The sequence below is a fragment of the Butyrivibrio sp. XBB1001 genome (assembly GCF_000424505.1).
Classification (GTDB): Bacteria; Bacillota; Clostridia; order Lachnospirales; family Lachnospiraceae; genus Butyrivibrio.
The window spans coordinates 23,864-40,219 of record NZ_AUKA01000001.1 but is presented as its reverse complement, the minus strand read 5'-3'; the positions used below and the strand labels follow the sequence as shown (position 1 = coordinate 40,219).

At 39.6% G+C, this 16,356-nt stretch carries 13 protein-coding genes; 4 read left to right on the top strand and 9 right to left on the bottom strand.

Translation table 11 applies throughout. The annotated features are described in order from the left end of the window. Positions 1-149: 149 nt before the first annotated feature. The 8 genes from G631_RS0100165 to G631_RS19760 all read right to left on the bottom strand — a co-directional run bounded on the left by G631_RS0100165 (position 150) and on the right by G631_RS19760 (position 10,715). Positions 150-1,712 (bottom strand): L,D-transpeptidase, encoded by a 1,563-nt coding sequence (locus tag G631_RS0100165; RefSeq protein WP_026487695.1) that lies wholly within the window; start codon positions 1,710-1,712, stop codon positions 150-152. Positions 1,713-1,795: 83 nt separating this feature from the next. Continuing rightward, the gene (gene ilvB, locus G631_RS0100160; RefSeq protein ID WP_026487694.1) at positions 1,796-3,475 is read right to left on the bottom strand and encodes a biosynthetic-type acetolactate synthase large subunit; all 1,680 of its coding nucleotides are present in this window, start codon (positions 3,473-3,475) and stop codon (positions 1,796-1,798) included. A 48-nt stretch (positions 3,476-3,523) separates the two neighbouring features. Then, complete coding sequence (gene ilvD / locus G631_RS0100155) at positions 3,524-5,203, bottom strand: dihydroxy-acid dehydratase (protein ID WP_026487693.1); 1,680 nt, start codon at positions 5,201-5,203, stop codon at positions 3,524-3,526. Between the two features lie 16 nt (positions 5,204-5,219). Continuing rightward, the gene (locus tag G631_RS0100150) at positions 5,220-6,923 is read right to left on the bottom strand and encodes a glycosyltransferase family 39 protein (RefSeq protein WP_026487692.1); all 1,704 of its coding nucleotides are present in this window, start codon (positions 6,921-6,923) and stop codon (positions 5,220-5,222) included. Further along, on the bottom strand, positions 6,898-8,001 hold the full coding sequence (gene leuB, locus G631_RS0100145) for a 3-isopropylmalate dehydrogenase (protein WP_026487691.1): 1,104 nt from the start codon (positions 7,999-8,001) through the stop codon (positions 6,898-6,900). The genes G631_RS0100150 and leuB overlap by 26 nt, the downstream gene beginning before the upstream one ends. Before the next feature lie 117 nt (positions 8,002-8,118). After that, positions 8,119-8,439 (bottom strand): preprotein translocase subunit YajC, encoded by a 321-nt coding sequence (gene yajC / locus G631_RS0100140; protein ID WP_442855797.1) that lies wholly within the window; start codon positions 8,437-8,439, stop codon positions 8,119-8,121. A gap of 121 nt (positions 8,440-8,560) precedes the next feature. Continuing rightward, entirely contained in the window at positions 8,561-9,742 is a 1,182-nt protein-coding gene (gene tgt, locus G631_RS0100135; RefSeq protein ID WP_026487689.1) for a tRNA guanosine(34) transglycosylase Tgt, read from the bottom strand. A gap of 73 nt (positions 9,743-9,815) precedes the next feature. Then, positions 9,816-10,715, bottom strand: coding sequence for a M15 family metallopeptidase (locus G631_RS19760; protein ID WP_196803793.1), 900 nt, complete (start codon positions 10,713-10,715; stop codon positions 9,816-9,818). Positions 10,716-11,212: 497 nt separating this feature from the next. Here G631_RS19760 and aroC point away from each other — a divergent pair, with 497 nt between their 5' ends. After that, positions 11,213-12,316, top strand: a complete 1,104-nt coding sequence (gene aroC, locus G631_RS0100125) for a chorismate synthase (protein ID WP_026487688.1) — start codon at positions 11,213-11,215, stop codon at positions 12,314-12,316. A gap of 60 nt (positions 12,317-12,376) precedes the next feature. On the opposite strand, the gene G631_RS0100120 is transcribed toward aroC, so the two are convergent. Beyond that, positions 12,377-13,441 (bottom strand): lactonase family protein, encoded by a 1,065-nt coding sequence (locus G631_RS0100120; protein ID WP_026487687.1) that lies wholly within the window; start codon positions 13,439-13,441, stop codon positions 12,377-12,379. 253 nt (positions 13,442-13,694) lie between these two features. Between G631_RS0100120 and G631_RS0100115 the strand changes: the two genes are divergently transcribed. From G631_RS0100115 to G631_RS0100105, 3 genes are read left to right on the top strand one after another with little or no spacing between them, the layout of a single operon-like run. Then, positions 13,695-14,768 carry an ABC transporter ATP-binding protein gene (locus tag G631_RS0100115; RefSeq protein WP_026487686.1) on the top strand — a complete coding sequence of 358 codons (1,074 nt, stop codon included), beginning with the start codon at positions 13,695-13,697 and terminating at the stop codon, positions 14,766-14,768. 22 nt (positions 14,769-14,790) lie between these two features. Then, a complete protein-coding gene (locus tag G631_RS0100110; protein WP_035789139.1) occupies positions 14,791-15,579 on the top strand; it encodes an ABC transporter permease in 789 nt (262 codons plus the stop codon). Further along, complete coding sequence (locus G631_RS0100105; RefSeq protein ID WP_026487684.1) at positions 15,576-16,352, top strand: ABC transporter permease; 777 nt, start codon at positions 15,576-15,578, stop codon at positions 16,350-16,352. Before G631_RS0100110 ends, G631_RS0100105 begins: the two co-directional genes overlap by 4 nt. The last annotated feature ends 4 nt before the right edge of the window (positions 16,353-16,356 follow it).

Below are 16,356 nucleotides of genomic sequence, written 5' to 3'. Positions count from 1 at the left end.
TTTCCTTTGAAACTACTTTAAAGTGTGAAAGTAAAAATGTCAAGAATGTTATTCAATAATTAATGTTATTAAATTTTTTTATTTCAAAAAAATACCGAAATGGAAAGATTCTAAATCTTAACATTTCGGTATTTTTAAGCCTCTAAAAATTAGTAATGAAGCACAACTGGAGTTCCTACTTCACAGACTTCCCACAGCTTTTCAACGCTTTCTAGCGGGCAATTTATACATCCGTGAGATCCATCTTTTTTGTATATTTCTTCTCCAAATTTTTTGCGCCAGGTTGCATCATGAATGCCAACTCCTTTATTAACTCCCAGCCAATAATTTACATAGGAAACATAATCTACCCCAACAAGATTTGTATGATAGCGTTTATTATAAACTTCAAAAAATCCTGTCGGTGTTCCTCTTCCCCTGTTAATATTTCCTGTAACAACAGGCATATCCATGGAAAGTTCTCCATTTACGTAATAATACAGATGCTGTTGTCCCATGTCTACTTCAATAAAGGTCTTTCCAAGCTTATCAGAAGCAAAGTCCCACTTAAGATTCTCTACTTTTGATAAATCTTTGTGGCTTTCCTTATCGTACGAAGAGTCTGTAAATAGAGCTTTTAAATTCTCAAACTCTGCTTCAGCATCAATTAAAACGCCACCGCTTTTCTTGTTTTCGTTATATAAGATAACATCAGAGCCGCCATTTAGATAATTTTGTATTAAGAAAGACGTATCATATTTATCCGAAAGGCCCTCAGCATAGGCTAATAGCCTGTCAACAACAATGATAGGGTTTCCGTTATCATCTACCATAAAACCATTATATTCAAAGATTCTTCCAGCAAGATAATATCTGCCACATAGCTCTCCATTAACAATATATATATCATCCTCAAGAGCCTTAGCTGTTGGTAAGCCTTTATCATCCGTTACATCATCAAATTCCTCTGCATCAAACTCTGCTGCTGTTAAAATAAAGCTACTGATATCCTTTTTTGATAGTTCAACCTTACTACCCTGAAAATCACGAGTATAAGACTTATCCTGAAGTTCTTTGATTTTTTCAAAAAACTGACCAGTCTGCTTCTCTTGTTCTGTTTCCGTGTATTTTACATAACAGCCTCCACCTACATAAGTCTTGGCTGTAGATAAATCTACCACCTTTGAAAGATTTAAAAGGCCATTGTAGGTAACGCCTTTTATTTCATCCATATTGGGCTTAATACAGCCCTTGGGTTCAAATTCATAACCATTTTCCCCAAGTGTAATCTTAGCACCACCACCATCATCTGTATCTTTTAATACATCCCAGTCATCAATGGCCTTATCTACTTTTGTCTCATCATACTTGCAAAAAGAAAGCTCTTTTACATGGGTTGGTCTAAATAGGAATTTCCCCCAATAGATTCCTCCCCTAGTTTTCTGAAGCCTCACTAAATTCTGTAAATACGAGTGCTCATAATCAATGTCTTCAGCCCTGATATATAGGCTTTCTCCAGATATATCCATCAGGATAATACCAGAATATTCATCCTGAGCTATGAGAATGTCATTGACTTCTTCCGGAGTTTTGCCTGTACAATAGACTCCATTTACCCATAAAAATGCAGGAAACACATCTTTATAGGCATAAGCCAGAAAAATGTACACCGCACAGGCAATTCCAATTATGAAAGGAACTATCAGCGCCCCAATCAATCTTCTTTTTTTCATATCTCCCTTTTCCCCACTAAATAACTGCAGCATATTCTGGATAACGAATAATTCTGCTGCAGTTATTAGTATACTTCTTATAATTACTTTTTGCCAGTAAGGTCTTTTTCATCAAAAGCTTCGCTGATAGATGCTCCTGCTGGAACCATAGGAAATACCTTGTCATCCTCTTCAATGATGCAGTCAATAAGAACTGGCACTTTTGATTTTAACGCCTTTTTAAGTGCAGGCACAACCTCAGACTTCTTGGTCACACGGATTGCCAAACATCCAAGGCCTTCTGCCACTTTACAGTAGTCAACCTTATCTTTAAACACTGTCTGAGAATAATGCTGCTCGTAAAAGAGTGTCTGCCACTGTCTTACCATACCAAGAACACTGTTGTTGATCACAATCTCTATGATAGGAAGGTTATATCTTGAGGCTGTAGCAAGCTCGTTCATATTCATTCTAAAGCAGCCATCTCCGGCAATATTGATAACCTGTTTGTCCGGGTTACCAACCTTGGCTCCAATACAAGCACCAAGTCCGTATCCCATTGTACCAAGGCCGCCAGAAGTAAGAAATGTTCTAGGGTTCCTAAATTTGTAGTACTGTGCAGCCCACATCTGATGCTGTCCTACATCTGTAGTGATTATCGCATCATCTTCAGTCAGCTTATCAAGTTCCTCAACGATATATGGGCATGTAAGCTTACTATCGTCGTAGGAAAGAGGGAATTTCTTTTTATAATCTGAAATCTTTTTAAGCCACTCCTTGTGCTCCTGCTGCTCAAGTTTGGAGTTTATGGCACTAAGTACCAGTTTAAGATCTCCAACGATTGCATAATTAACACGAATATTTTTATTGATTTCAGCCGCATCAACATCGATCTGAAGGATCTTGGCCTTAGAAGCAAAGGTCTTGGCATTTCCTGTTACTCTGTCTGAGAATCTTGCTCCAAGGGTTATAAGAAGGTCGCACTCGCTAACGCCAAAATTTGATGCCTTAGTTCCGTGCATTCCGATCATGCCTGTATAAAGCTTATTTGTGCCGTCAAACGCACCCTTTCCCATAAGTGTGTCACATACGGGTGCTTCTACAAGGTCAGCGAATTTCCTAAGCTCATCTGAAGCTCCGGATATAACTGCGCCTCCACCTACATAGATAAATGGTTTCTTAGAGGCTTTGATCATCTTTATAGCAGTATTTATGTCATCGCTCTTAAAAGTCTTAGTAGGCTCTTCCTCTGCAATCACAACCGGTCTGAAGTCGCAGGTTTTTGCAGTGACATCCTTGGTAATGTCAACAATAACAGGGCCTGGTCTTCCGGATTTAGCAATCTTAAAAGCCTTGCGGATAGTATCTGCCAGTTCCTTGATATCTTTTACAATATAACCATGTTTGGTTATAGGCATTGTAATTCCGGCAATATCTACCTCCTGGAATGAATCTTTGCCAAGAAGTGGCAGATTAACATTGCAGGTAATAGCCACAATAGGAACAGAATCCATATAGGCTGTAGCAATACCAGTAACAAGGTTAGTTGAGCCTGGGCCGCTTGTAGCAAAACAAACTCCAACCTTTCCTGTAGATCTGGCGTAGCCATCAGCTGCATGGGCTGCTCCCTGTTCATGACTCGTCAGAATATGGAGAAAATCATCTCCCTGCTTATAAAGCTCATCATAAATATTTAAAATAGTTCCTCCAGGGTAACCAAAAATTGTATCTACACCCTGTTCTTTCAAACATTCAAGAACTATCTGAGATCCTGTTAACTGCATTTTCATACACTCCTCTTATAAAAAATTCACATCTAGCTTGCCGGTTTATTACTTCCTTCCAGGTATTTCAAGAATAGCTCCGCGGTTACCACTTGTAACAAGTTCGCGGTATCTTGCAAGATAACCATCCTTAACCTTAGGCTCACGTGGCTGCCATTTTTCTTTCCTCTTTAAAAGTTCTTCATCAGAAACCTTAACGTTAAGAGAATTGTTAGGAATATCAATGCTTATGATATCTCCTTCTTCAATAAGAGCAATTGGTCCGCCAACAGCAGCTTCTGGAGATACATGTCCTATAGAAGCGCCTCTGCTTGCTCCCGAGAAACGGCCATCTGTAATAAGGGCAACAGTTGAACCAAGTCCCATACCTGCTATAGCAGATGTAGGATTGAGCATTTCTCTCATTCCAGGGCCACCCTTAGGTCCCTCATATCTGATAACTACAACATCCCCAGCATTTATCTTGCCGCCAAGGATAGCTGCAATAGCATCCTCTTCGCAATCGAATACTCTTGCAGGTCCTTCATGAGTCATCATTTCAGGTGCAACGGCACTCTTTTTAACTATTCCTGTATCTGGAGCAATATTTCCCTTGAGCACGGCAATTCCGCCTGTCTGCATATATGGGTTTTCAATAGGTCTGATAACCTCAGGATTAAGGTTATGTACACCTTCAAGATTTTCCTTGATAGTCTTACCTGTTACAGTTAAAAGATCTGTATTGAGCAGGTTCTTTTTAACAAGCTCAGACATAACAGCCAGTACGCCACCAGCCTCGTTGAGGTCTTCCATGTAGGTTGGGCCTGCAGGAGCAAGGTGACAAAGGTTCGGAGTCTTAGCAGATACTTCGTTAGCTATTTCCATATTAAGCTCAACGCCTGCCTCATGTGCAATAGCGGGAAGATGAAGCATAGTATTTGTTGAGCATCCAAGAGCCATATCCATTGCAAGAGCATTCATAAATGCCTCTTTAGTCATGATATCTCTTGGCCTTATGTTCTTTTCTACAAGATTCATTACGGCATAACCTGCCTTCTTGGCAAGTCTGATACGGGCTGAATATACAGCAGGGATAGTTCCGTTTCCAGGAAGTCCCATGCCTATTGTCTCTGTAAGGCAGTTCATGGAATTTGCTGTATACATACCTGAACATGATCCGCAGGTAGGGCAAGCCTTTTCCTCATATTCACAGAGTTTCTCAGATGTAATCTTGCCTGCAGTTGCACTTCCAACAGCCTCAAATACAGATGAAAGAGATGTTTTATGCCCGTCAACTCTTCCAGCCATCATAGGACCGCCAGATACAAAAACTGTAGGGATGTTAACTCTGGCAGCTGCCATCAAAAGTCCAGGAACGTTCTTATCACAGTTTGGAATGCAGACCATTCCATCAAAAGCATGCGCCTTGGCAAGACATTCAGTACTATCCGCAATAAGATCTCTGGTAACAAGGGAATACTTCATTCCAACGTGTCCCATAGCAATTCCGTCGCATACTGCTATGGCAGGAACAACCACAGGCATTCCGCCAGCTTCCGCTACTGCAAGCTTAACAGCATCTGTGATCTTATCAAGATTCATATGTCCTGGAATAATCTCATTATATGAACTCACAATACCAATAAGTGGTTTTCTTCTCTCTTCTTCAGTAAATCCAAGAGCGTTAAATAAGCTCCTGTGAGGTGCCTGTTGAATGCCTTCAAAAACTCTTTCACTGTTCCTTCCCATAACTCAAATCTCCTTTTTACTTAGTATATAAAATAATAGAATCATTTTCATATTGAATGTGCATAGTACTAAGATATTCCCAGTCTATAGTCTCATAAGTCTGATAAAATCTTGAAAGGTACTGGCCGCTATAGCCCTCTTCCATCATATTCCTGTCAAGAATCACAACATCAGCCCCTGTCACATCTCTTTTATCACATTCCAGATCAAAGCCAAATTTAAGAAGATACTCCTGGTCTTCGTCAAGAACGCAAGGCGCCTTTTTAGCTGAAATGTTTGCAATATACATAGTGTTAAAAATATCATTTTCCCTAATGCCAACTTGAGAATTAAAGGTGCTTCCAAAAAGTCTCGCAATAAAAAGCAGCATTATGACGACAACAGGAGTATATACTCCAAGTCCGTCGTACCACTTGCCTGTCCTAGTGACATTTTCTGTCTCATTGTGTTTCTCAGAGTGTTTGACAAATAGGCCTTTTCCACTTATAGCTCTGTTATAAAATCTTATTGTGACATTAATCATTTTCTCAAAGCAGGATATAACACATAGAGTCATAAAAAATGAGCCATAGCCAAAGCCACGAAGTGATGGCAAATTGTGAGTCGCTATCAGCACAAGGACCACGAAAAAGATATTGATAATGGCCATAAGATTAACTACAGTCCTGCTATATTCAAAGTGCCTTATACACTCTGCGATCATTATAGCCACACCACTTACCAAAAATATCAATAAGACTGCCCAAAATCCAGGCAACATATAGTTTAAAAGATCAACTATCCAAGATAGAAACTGTTCTTTAAAAAGATCTACCCTGCCGTAGTCCTGTTGTCTTTGCATATACATAAAACTCATACCAGTTCCGAGCGCCTTAATGGGATTTCTAAGAAGCACCAGACCATCTGATGTTTCATAAAAAGCTGACCTGCTGTCCCCTACAAGCCTCTTAGCGCCAACCATAAACCATATGATCGTATATAGGATAAGCGTTCCAAAAAAGCTTACACCAATAGCTGTAATAACACTGTTTAACTTTTTAAAATAAATGTTCTCAGCATCACTTTCAAAGAACTTCCTGCTTCTGAAACCATTAATAAAAAGAAATACTACAGTAGTCAGACAAACAGGAACCGCCCAATAAATGCTGCTTGGGGTCGTGTAAACTCCGTATATGATGCAAATGATAAAAGTAATATACCTGTAATTTCTAGCCTCAACAGCTCTGCACATATCAGTTGCTGCATACACAGCAAGCAAAAAGCAAAACGTAGCAAGGGTATATCCTCTCCCCTGAATGCTATATTCATTGACTACCTGCATAGAGGCATAAAGAACAACTGCCGCAAAGGGAAGCGCATGGGCAAAGAATTTCTTGCATATCCTGTACACCAGAATAAGATTGCTGACAGCGCATATATAGGATATTCCTCTAAGTCCTATGTAGTTGTTACCAAAATAATTCATGACAGAGGCAAGAACCGAATAGCCAATATGATTATTGGGTGATGGCCAGTTCAGGGCAGAATATAAAGGCCCATTACTAATGAAATGATAAAAAGTCACAAGTTCTTCATGCTGAGGTGTTATGACAAACATCCTCCACATGTAGTAGGCAGCCATACCAATAACAAATAGTGTTGTGGCCATTGTCTCTGGTTCATGAGGCAAAACATCATATATTTTCTTTTCAGTTTTAGCAATTAGTAATTCTCTCTGCAATTAAATCTCCCATCTCAGTACAGGAAGTTTTTGTAAATCTATCTTCCTGCCCCTTAGGCATGATGTCAACTGTTCTGAAACCATCCTCTAAAACTTTTTTAACAGCATTTTCAATAGAATCTGCTTCTTTATCAAGATTAAATGTATACCGAAGCATCATAGCTGCAGAAAGGATTGTAGCTATCGGATTAGCTATATTCATTCCTGCAATATCAGGAGCGCTTCCATGGCTTGGCTCATAAAGGCCAAAACTCGTGTCGTTCAAAGAAGCACTGGACAACATACCAATTGACCCTGTTATCATACTAGCTTCATCTGATAAAATATCACCAAACATATTTTCAGTAAGAACCACATCAAACTGGGAAGGATCCTTAACAAGCTGCATAGCGCAGTTATCAACCAGCATATGTTCAAGTTTTACATCAGGATAATCCTGCGCAACTTCCTCTACAACTTTTCTCCAAAGTCTTGAAGAATCAAGAACATTAGCTTTATCAACACTAATAACGCTCTTTCTGCGCTTTCTGGCAACATCAAAGGCTCTTATAGCAATACGTCTTATCTCAGATTCCCTGTAAACGAGAGTATCAGTCGCAACTAGCTCTCCATCTACTTCTTTTGTATTTCTCTCACCAAAATATAGACCACCAGTAAGCTCTCTCATGATCAGCATGTCAAAGCCCTTTTCACCTGTAGCCTCTTTTAATGGGCAGGCATCCTTGAGCTCTGGATAAAGATAAGCTGGTCTGAGATTAGCAAAAAGATTAAGGGATTTACGAAGCTTTAAAAGTCCTGCCTCTGGTCTAAGCGAGGGATCAAGCTTATACCAGGGAGAAGTAGATGTATTTCCTCCAATAGAGCCCATAAGTACAGCATCTGCTGCTCTGCAGATCTCAATCGTCTCATCTGTAAGTGGAACGCCCACAGCATCTATGGAACATCCCCCCATAAGTACATCAGTGAATTCTATTTCATGTCCAAAAACCATTGAAACCTTTTTAAGAACCTTCTTGGCCTCTGTAACGATTTCAGGTCCGATTCCATCCCCCGGAATACAAGTCACTTTCATTTTCATGTCTTACTCCTCCTGATATTTTTACACGTCATTATTTTAACGCGCGACAGTGCTATGTTAAATAAAAACCTGATTGGCCGTAGCGCGTGCCAATCAGGCTAAAAATAAGCATAACAATTATTTCTTCTTGGATTCCTTCTTAGAATCCTTGTCAGAAGACTCTGTTGCTATAGCATCCTCAGGCTTCTCAACCTCAACAATGGCTTCCTTGTACATAGGAATACGGCAGTTCTTGTTGTTACCAAACTCAACAATTACCATGTCATCAGTGATATCAAGAATAACACCAACGAAACCACCAGTTGTTCTAACGCTATCACCTACTGCAAGTGAAGCAAGAGTCTGTGCCTTCTGTTTCTGTTCCTTCCTCTGTGGACGGATCATAACAAAATATAAAAATCCGAATAAAACAGCATAAATTGCAACGATTACAAGCATGTTACCCTGTGCAGCAGAATCTGCAGTCAATAATAATCCCATAAAAATCCTCCAAAAAACTTTATAAAATAAAATACTAGTCAATATTACTAAAATCTAATTGGAAATTCAAGTATAAGCTTTAACCCTTTCTCCAGTTCTTGTCAATATTGGCATATTCCTTGTTCTGCAAGCTGTCAAACTCCTGCATTCCGGCAAGCTTATTTCTCTTGTACTCCTGGAATCTGCCATTATCTATAGCATCACGGATTTCTTCCATCATGTGATTATAGAAATAGAGATTATGAAGTACGCATAGGCGAAGCCCCAGCATTTCTCCTGATTTAAGAAGATGACGGATATAGGCCTTACTATAGCGCCTGCAAGCAGGACACTGGCATCCCTCTTCTATAGGTGTTTCATCAAGCTCGTACCTAGCATTCAAAAGATTGATGTGCCCTCTGTTAGTATAAAGATGGCCATGTCTTCCGTTTCTACTAGGATACACGCAATCAAAGAAATCAACACCTCTTTCAACAGCCTCCAAAATGTTTGCCGGAGTTCCTACACCCATAAGATATGTGGGTTTCTCAATAGGCAGGTAAGGAACTACTGTCTCAAGGACATGATACATTTCTTCGTGAGTCTCACCTACAGCAAGACCACCAACAGCATAGCCATCAAGATCCATATCACTGATTCTCTTGGCATGTTCTATTCTGATATCATCAAATATAGCCCCCTGATTGATTCCAAAAAGAAGCTGATTTCTGTTAACTGTATATTCCAGGCCATTAAGCCTATCCATTTCTCTCTTACATCTCTCAAGCCATCTTGTTGTTCTGTCTACTGACATCTGAACATACTCATGCTCTGCCTTGGCAGATGGGCACTCATCAAATGCCATTGCAATTGTCGAGCCAAGGTGTGACTGAATACGCATACTCTCTTCAGGTCCCATAAACAGCTTGTGACCATCGATATGTGAATGGAAATAAACGCCTTCCTCTTTTATTCGTCTGGTCTTGGCAAGAGAAAAGACCTGGAATCCGCCGGAATCTGTAAGAATAGGCTTATTGCATGACATGAACTTGTGCAGTCCACCCATTCGATAGACAACGTCGTCTCCTGGTCTTAAATGCAAATGATAAGTATTAGAAAGAACAACCTGAGTTCCAATGCCCTCAAGATCTTCTGTAGAAACACCACCCTTAATTGCTGCAACAGTTGCCACGTTCATAAAAACAGGTGTCTGAATTGTTCCATGAACTGTCTGAAACTCAGCTCTTTTGGCACTGCCATCTCTTTTTAAAACTTTGTACATAAATATATATAACCTCTGGTCAAAAGAATTGCCCCAAAAGACCTCTCATACTCATTTCAAATGGTCAAAAAGATCACTCCACATAAGTGTTCCAGAACTCCTCAAGGCACATATCATTTTGAGCCATAATCGTCGCTGCGTCAACACCCACATATCTAAAGTGCCATGGTTCAAACTCAATGCTGGTGATTTCCTCTTTTCCAGCTGGATATCTTAAAATAAAGCCATATTTGTAGCTGTTTTCTTTGAGCCATTTTCCAGCTGCTGTATTTCCAAAGCCCTCATCAAGGCTGGAATATCCATCTGTGATAATATCAATTGCAAGCCCTACCTGATGTTCAGAAGAACCTGGAACTGTTACTGCCTGAGAAGCAAGATTATAAGCATCCATATAAGACATACCGGCTTCCATATACCTATCAATCTTATTATTAAAGAGCATAGTCTGCCTGTCTCTGTCACGATAAGGTGAGCAGATTATGAGTGAAACACCATCCTGCCTTGCAGCCTTCATCATATCAAGAAGAGGCTGGATGATTCTCTCATCGCATCTCATGCTGCCGCTTATTGTGCCCAACGGAAAACTGTAGTCTTCAGGAAATGGATGCTGTTTATTTACAAGCATTATCTTCCAGTCATCTCTTGAAAAGGTGACCTTAGCTTCATCTGCAAGTGGTACATTACTGTTTTCTATCTCCAGAGTTTCTTCATTTTCAGTTGTGTTTTCGTTCTCGGCAACAGCTTCAAGCATATCATCCAGTGATACCTGATTATCAGTGTTTAGATGATCTGCTTCTGAAACATCAGGATTAATAGCATCTAATGCTTCATCCAAAACCTGGGTGTCCAGATTGCGCTGCTGTGCAAGTTCAGCGTCAGACTCAGCAATTTCTTCCTGAGAAATCACACTACTATCGTAAGAACTATCTTCCTCAAGAGAAATGTCAGATTCAAAACTGATGTTAAGTGACATGGCCGGATATGAAAAACTACTACTGGAAACAAAGAACAATAGGATGCAAGCTAGACAAGTAAATCTTTTGATATTCCTGTAGAAATAAAATAAGAAGTTGTAAATAAAAATTGCAGCAAAAGCGTAAGTCAAACCAAGAAGCGAAAGATGTTTGTGCTTTCTATTAAACTTCCCTACCCGAGAAATTATTTTTTCCTTATAACTATATTTCTTCTGTAAATGACTGGCATTCATATCAGAAATCCCCTCTATTTCAGATATTTTGCACATTTATGGAACTACAATATAGATTATATAACTATTTCACAGAAAATTCACTATTTTTTTCAATGAAACAACTGCCTCTATTCTAAAAATTGGATAAAAACACAACGTATCCAATTAAGTAACATGTATGCTACAATGTTCACATGATATAGTAAAGGTCAGATACATCTGTCTATTACTGTTAATACAGTTTACGATAATAATACATTTCACAAAAGAAGGTGCTTCAAATGTCAGGTTCTATCATAGGAAAAAACATACAGCTCTCAACCTGGGGCGAATCTCATGGAAAGGCTCTGGGCGTAGTTGTTGATGGCTTCCCAGCAGGAATGGAGCTTAATGAAGAAGATATCCAAAAGTTCCTGGACCGGAGAAAGCCTGGAACTTCATCAGCAACCACTTCCCGCAAGGAAGACGATCTTGTTGAGATTCTATCCGGTGTCTTTATGGGAAAAACAACAGGTACTCCTATTTCTCTTATGGTCAGAAATACCTCCCAAAGGTCATCAGATTATAGCGAGATTGCACAATACTACAGGCCAGGTCATGCCGATTACGGTTTCGATCAAAAATATGGATTCAGGGACTATACAGGTGGTGGAAGGTCCTCCGGCCGTGAAACTATAGGACGTGTTGCTGCCGGTGCCATATGCTCCAAACTTCTGTCTCAGATGGGTATTGAAGTCTGTGCCTACACAAAGTCAATTGGAAGCGTCACAGCAGACATGGATAAGTTCGATAAATCAGCCATTTTAATTACTCCAACGGCCATGCCAGATATAGACGCTGATAAAAGAGCTATGGAGCTCATTACAGAAGCTAGAAACCAGCAGGATTCTCTTGGCGGAATAATTGAATGTCAGATAACAGGACTTCCTGCCGGAATTGGAGAACCTGTTTTTGATAAGCTTGATGCACTCCTTGCAAGAGCTGTCATGAGTATAGGTGCAGTAAAAGCCATCGAGATTGGAGATGGCACTAAGGTTTCAACCTACATGGGTTCAAAAAATAATGATGCTTTTGCTGTTTCTGAAGAAGGAAAAGTTGTCAAAAAGACAAATCATTCAGGTGGGATTTTAGGCGGGATATCTGATGGAAGTACTATCATTATCAGAGCTTATGTAAAGCCCACTCCAAGCATAGCCCGCACTCAGCAGACAATAAATAAGCAAGGAGAGAATATAGAAATTAACATAAAGGGCCGTCATGACCCGGTTGTTGTTCCAAGAGCCGTAGTTGTCGTAGAGACCATGTGCGCTCATACAGTCCTTGATCTTATGATTTCAAACATATCATCAAGAGCCGACAACCTGATAAACTTTTACAAGAAATAGAAAGAAAAAGACCTGCTTCAGCATTTGAAGCAGGTCTTTTTAGACTCTTTATGTATTTTCTTACTGATCAAGTTTATGGAATACAATGCAGTTAGGTCTTGAGATAGCCATCTCAGGTCCGTTCATTACAAGTGTGCCCTTATCCATATCAACTGTAAAGAATGTCATAGTGTCTGACTCATGGTTAAGAGATACCAGATGCTTGTTATCTGGGAAAAGAGCTGCATCCTTGGGATATTCACCAGCTATAGGAAGACATATCTTCTCAGTCAAAAGACCTGTCTCTTTATCAACCTTGTAAACAAGAACATTGTTCTCTCCAGCTGTTGAACTTACAAGGTAGCTGTAATCCTCAGAAAATGTAAGTGCTGAGCTTGCAACGCCAATTGAATCGGATTCCTCAGAATTACTTACTGACTGGATCTTGTTAAACTCAGGTGAGCCATCAGTATCTACATACTCATAAACCTCTATACCGCACTTCTGTTCAAGACATACATAGAGGAATTTACCATCCTTTGAAAACTGCATATGTCTTGGTGATGATTCCTGATCGCAGTGAATAACGTCAGCATCCTTGATCTTGCCAGTCTCATAATCAAGAGAATATACATTAACTCTGTCCATTCCAAGATCAGCAGCAAGAAGATACTTATTGTCCTTGGAAACCTTGATGCACTGTACATGAGGCACGTGATTACGGCCAGCAGCAGTTCCAAGTCCCTTGTGATATCTCTCATCTGTGATTTCACCGATGCTGCCATCTTCATTAAGTCTAAGGATAGTAATCTTACCATCATGGTATCCTGCTGTCACAAGGAATCTGTCTTCCTGATCCATATTGACATAGCAGCCTCTCATACCATTTATAGAAGCTTCATTCAAAAACTCCAGGCTTCCGTCTGGCAGAATGTGATAAGACTCCACGCCCGCATCAGTTATAGAATATAAAGTCTTATTATCATGGGAAATGTTTATATAAGAAGAATTGGTGATCTCAACCTTCTGCTTCTCAGAAAGTCTCCCGTTCTTAAGATCTACATCATAGATTCTGATTCCATATTTAGTTCCAAGTCCTGATGTATAGCTTGAAACATAAGCAACATATTTATCTTTAGCAGCCATTGTAGCCTTCCTCCTAGAAGTAACCTATATCACTCACATTTTATCACACCATGTGCAAACTTTAAATATATTAAATTAACACAATGCGAATATTTGCTGTAAAATAGATATTGTAAGACTGTATATCGTCTGTTTTTACACGCTATAAAAATAATCGCAAAATTGTATAAAAATTCATTGACAGTGTATAATTTCCAATTAAAATTAAATAGATTGTTATAAATATAAATTTTCAAGTAGGGAGTATCGCAGAATGAGCAAAGACCTGATAACGCTAGAGCATATTTCTAAATCTTATGACGGACAGATGATCTTAGATGACCTTAGCCTGTCTATATATGAAAATTCATTTGTTACCCTTTTAGGCCCAAGTGGATGTGGCAAGACCACAACGCTTAGGATCATTGGCGGTTTTGAAAAGCCTGATCAGGGACGTGTTATTTTTGATGGAAAAGATATAACTGATCTTTCCCCAAATAAGAGGCAGCTCAATACTGTTTTTCAGAAGTATGCTCTTTTTACACATATGACGATTGCCGACAATATCGCCTTTGGTCTTAAGATAAAGAATAAATCTGACAGCTACATAAAAGATAAGATCAAATACGCCTTAAAGCTTGTAAACCTCGAAGGCTTTGAGAATCGTATGCCTGAATCATTGTCAGGTGGCCAGCAGCAGAGAATTGCCATTGCAAGAGCTATAGTTAATGAGCCAAAAGTTCTTTTGCTAGATGAGCCTCTTGGGGCTCTTGACCTTAAAATGCGCCAGGACATGCAGTACGAGCTTAAAAGGCTCAAGGAAGAACTTGGCATTACCTTTATATATGTAACTCACGATCAGGAAGAAGCTCTTACAATGTCTGATCATATTGTTGTCATGAATCAGGGTTATATCCAGCAGGAAGGTTCTCCTGAAAAGATCTATAACGAACCTGAAAACGCCTTTGTTGCTGACTTTATCGGAGACAGCAATATAATCAGGGCTACAATGGTCAGAGACGAGCTAGTAGACATACTTGGGGCTAAATTTGCCTGCGTGGATACAGGCTTTGGTGAGAATAAGCCTGTTGACGTAGTAATAAGGCCTGAGGACGTTGAGCTCGTATCTCCTGAAGAAGGAACTATTTCAGGTGTAGTTACAGACCTTACATTTAAGGGTGTTCACTACGAAATGGATGTACAGGCAGGCGGCTACGAATGGCTAGTCCACTCAACAAAAATGTCAGAAGTTGGCAAAGAAGTCGGAATCAAGGTTGATCCTTACAACATTCAGATAATGAACGTTCCAGCTTCTGAAGACGAGGAGGCAATCAGTGAAACTATTTAAAGATAATAGGAATGCTCATGTTATGGCCTCTCCCTATATGGCCTGGGCATTTATCTTCATAGTAGTTCCCCTGTGCATGGTCATCTACTATGGACTTACAAATGCCGATGGAGCATTTACCTTCGATAATATTACTACAATACTAAAGCCTGGATATTTAAAGGCTTTAAAAAGATCTGTAATACTTGCAATCATCAGTACATTGGTATGCTTTTTACTGGCATACCCTCTTGGCATGATTCTAGCTTCCATGAAGCTTAGAAAAAATGCCTACATTATTACTCTTTTCATTCTTCCAATGTGGATGAACTTCCTCTTAAGGACTCTTACCTGGATGACACTTTTAGAGGGAAAAGGTGTTATAAATACTATTTTAGATTTTTTGCACCTTCCAACGCTGAATATCATAAATACCCCCGGCGCAATTGTACTTGGTATGGTCTATAACTTCCTGCCATTTATGATCCTGCCTATTTATAATGCCCTTAATAGGATTGACGAAAATGTTATAAACGCCGCAAGAGACCTTGGAGCAGATTCTTTCCAGACCTTCTGCCGTATAACACTGCCTCTCTCAATGCCTGGTATCTTAAGCGGCATTACCATGGTCTTTATTCCAGCACTTACTACCTTTGCTATTTCAACAATGCTGGGTGGATCCAAAATACTGCTTATTGGTAACATTATCGAGCAGGAATTTACACAGCTCTATGACTGGCACCTTGGAAGCGGCCTTTCAATAGTTCTTATGGTATTTATCCTGCTCAACATGATAATTGAGAATTTATCAGATAATGGAGGTAACTCATGAAAAAAGCAATAGAAAAAATCTACCTTACCATTATCCTTATATTCATGTACGCTCCTATCCTTACTCTTATCGTACTTAGCTTTAATTCCAGTAAATCAAGAGCAAAATGGGGTGGCTTCACCTTGGAATGGTATATAAATCTTCTTTCCGACGAGGCCGTAGCAAGTGCACTTTTTAATACCCTTACGATTGCTATACTTGCTACTATTTTTTCAACCATAATTGGAACAATTACTTGTGTAGCAATGATTGGCCTTCCTGGAAAGCTTCGTTCCGTTATTATGGGAATCACCAATATACCTATGATAAACGCAGATATCGTAACAGGTATCTCACTTATGCTATTGTTTAGGTTTCTACATATTGGCGCAGGCTTTACCACTATACTTCTGGCTCATATTACCTTTAATATTCCATTTGTGATGCTAAGCGTTATGCCAAGAGTCAAGAACATCAATTTCTATGTGTACGAAGCAGCTCTGGATTTGGGAGCATCCAGAACCTATGCATTTTTTAAGACCATCCTTCCTGATATTGTTCCAGGAATCATATCAGGAGCACTTATGGCCTTTACTATGTCCCTTGATGACTTTATCATTACTTATTTCACCAAGGGCTCTGGCTTCGAAACCCTCTCTACTCTCATCTACAACGAAGTAAAAAGAGGAATTCAGCCAGAAATCTACGCTCTGTCAGCCCTTATATTTATCGTGGTACTAACACTCCTTCTTATCGTCTACAGAGCGCCACAGTCTAAAACCAAGGAGAATTAACAAA

Excerpts from the sequence above, each read along its gene's own strand:
- yajC (WP_442855797.1), bottom strand. The coding sequence starts at position 8,439 with ATGCTTGTAATCGTTGCAATTTATGCTGTTTTATTCGGATTTTTATAT.
- ilvD (WP_026487693.1), bottom strand. The coding sequence starts at position 5,203 with ATGGGAAGGAACAGTGAAAGAGTTTTTGAAGGCATTCAACAGGCACCT.
- ilvB (WP_026487694.1), bottom strand. The coding sequence starts at position 3,475 with ATGCAGTTAACAGGATCTCAGATAGTTCTTGAATGTTTGAAAGAACAG.
- G631_RS0100115 (WP_026487686.1), top strand. The coding sequence starts at position 13,695 with ATGAGCAAAGACCTGATAACGCTAGAGCATATTTCTAAATCTTATGAC.
- tgt (WP_026487689.1), bottom strand. The coding sequence starts at position 9,742 with ATGTACAAAGTTTTAAAAAGAGATGGCAGTGCCAAAAGAGCTGAGTTT.
- G631_RS19760 (WP_196803793.1), bottom strand. The coding sequence starts at position 10,715 with ATGTCACTTAACATCAGTTTTGAATCTGACATTTCTCTTGAGGAAGAT.
- G631_RS0100110 (WP_035789139.1), top strand. The coding sequence starts at position 14,791 with ATGGCCTCTCCCTATATGGCCTGGGCATTTATCTTCATAGTAGTTCCC.
- G631_RS0100165 (WP_026487695.1), bottom strand. The coding sequence starts at position 1,712 with ATGAAAAAAAGAAGATTGATTGGGGCGCTGATAGTTCCTTTCATAATT.
- G631_RS0100120 (WP_026487687.1), bottom strand. The coding sequence starts at position 13,441 with ATGGCTGCTAAAGATAAATATGTTGCTTATGTTTCAAGCTATACATCA.
- leuB (WP_026487691.1), bottom strand. The coding sequence starts at position 8,001 with ATGAAAATGAAAGTGACTTGTATTCCGGGGGATGGAATCGGACCTGAA.
- aroC (WP_026487688.1), top strand. The coding sequence starts at position 11,213 with ATGTCAGGTTCTATCATAGGAAAAAACATACAGCTCTCAACCTGGGGC.
- G631_RS0100105 (WP_026487684.1), top strand. The coding sequence starts at position 15,576 with ATGAAAAAAGCAATAGAAAAAATCTACCTTACCATTATCCTTATATTC.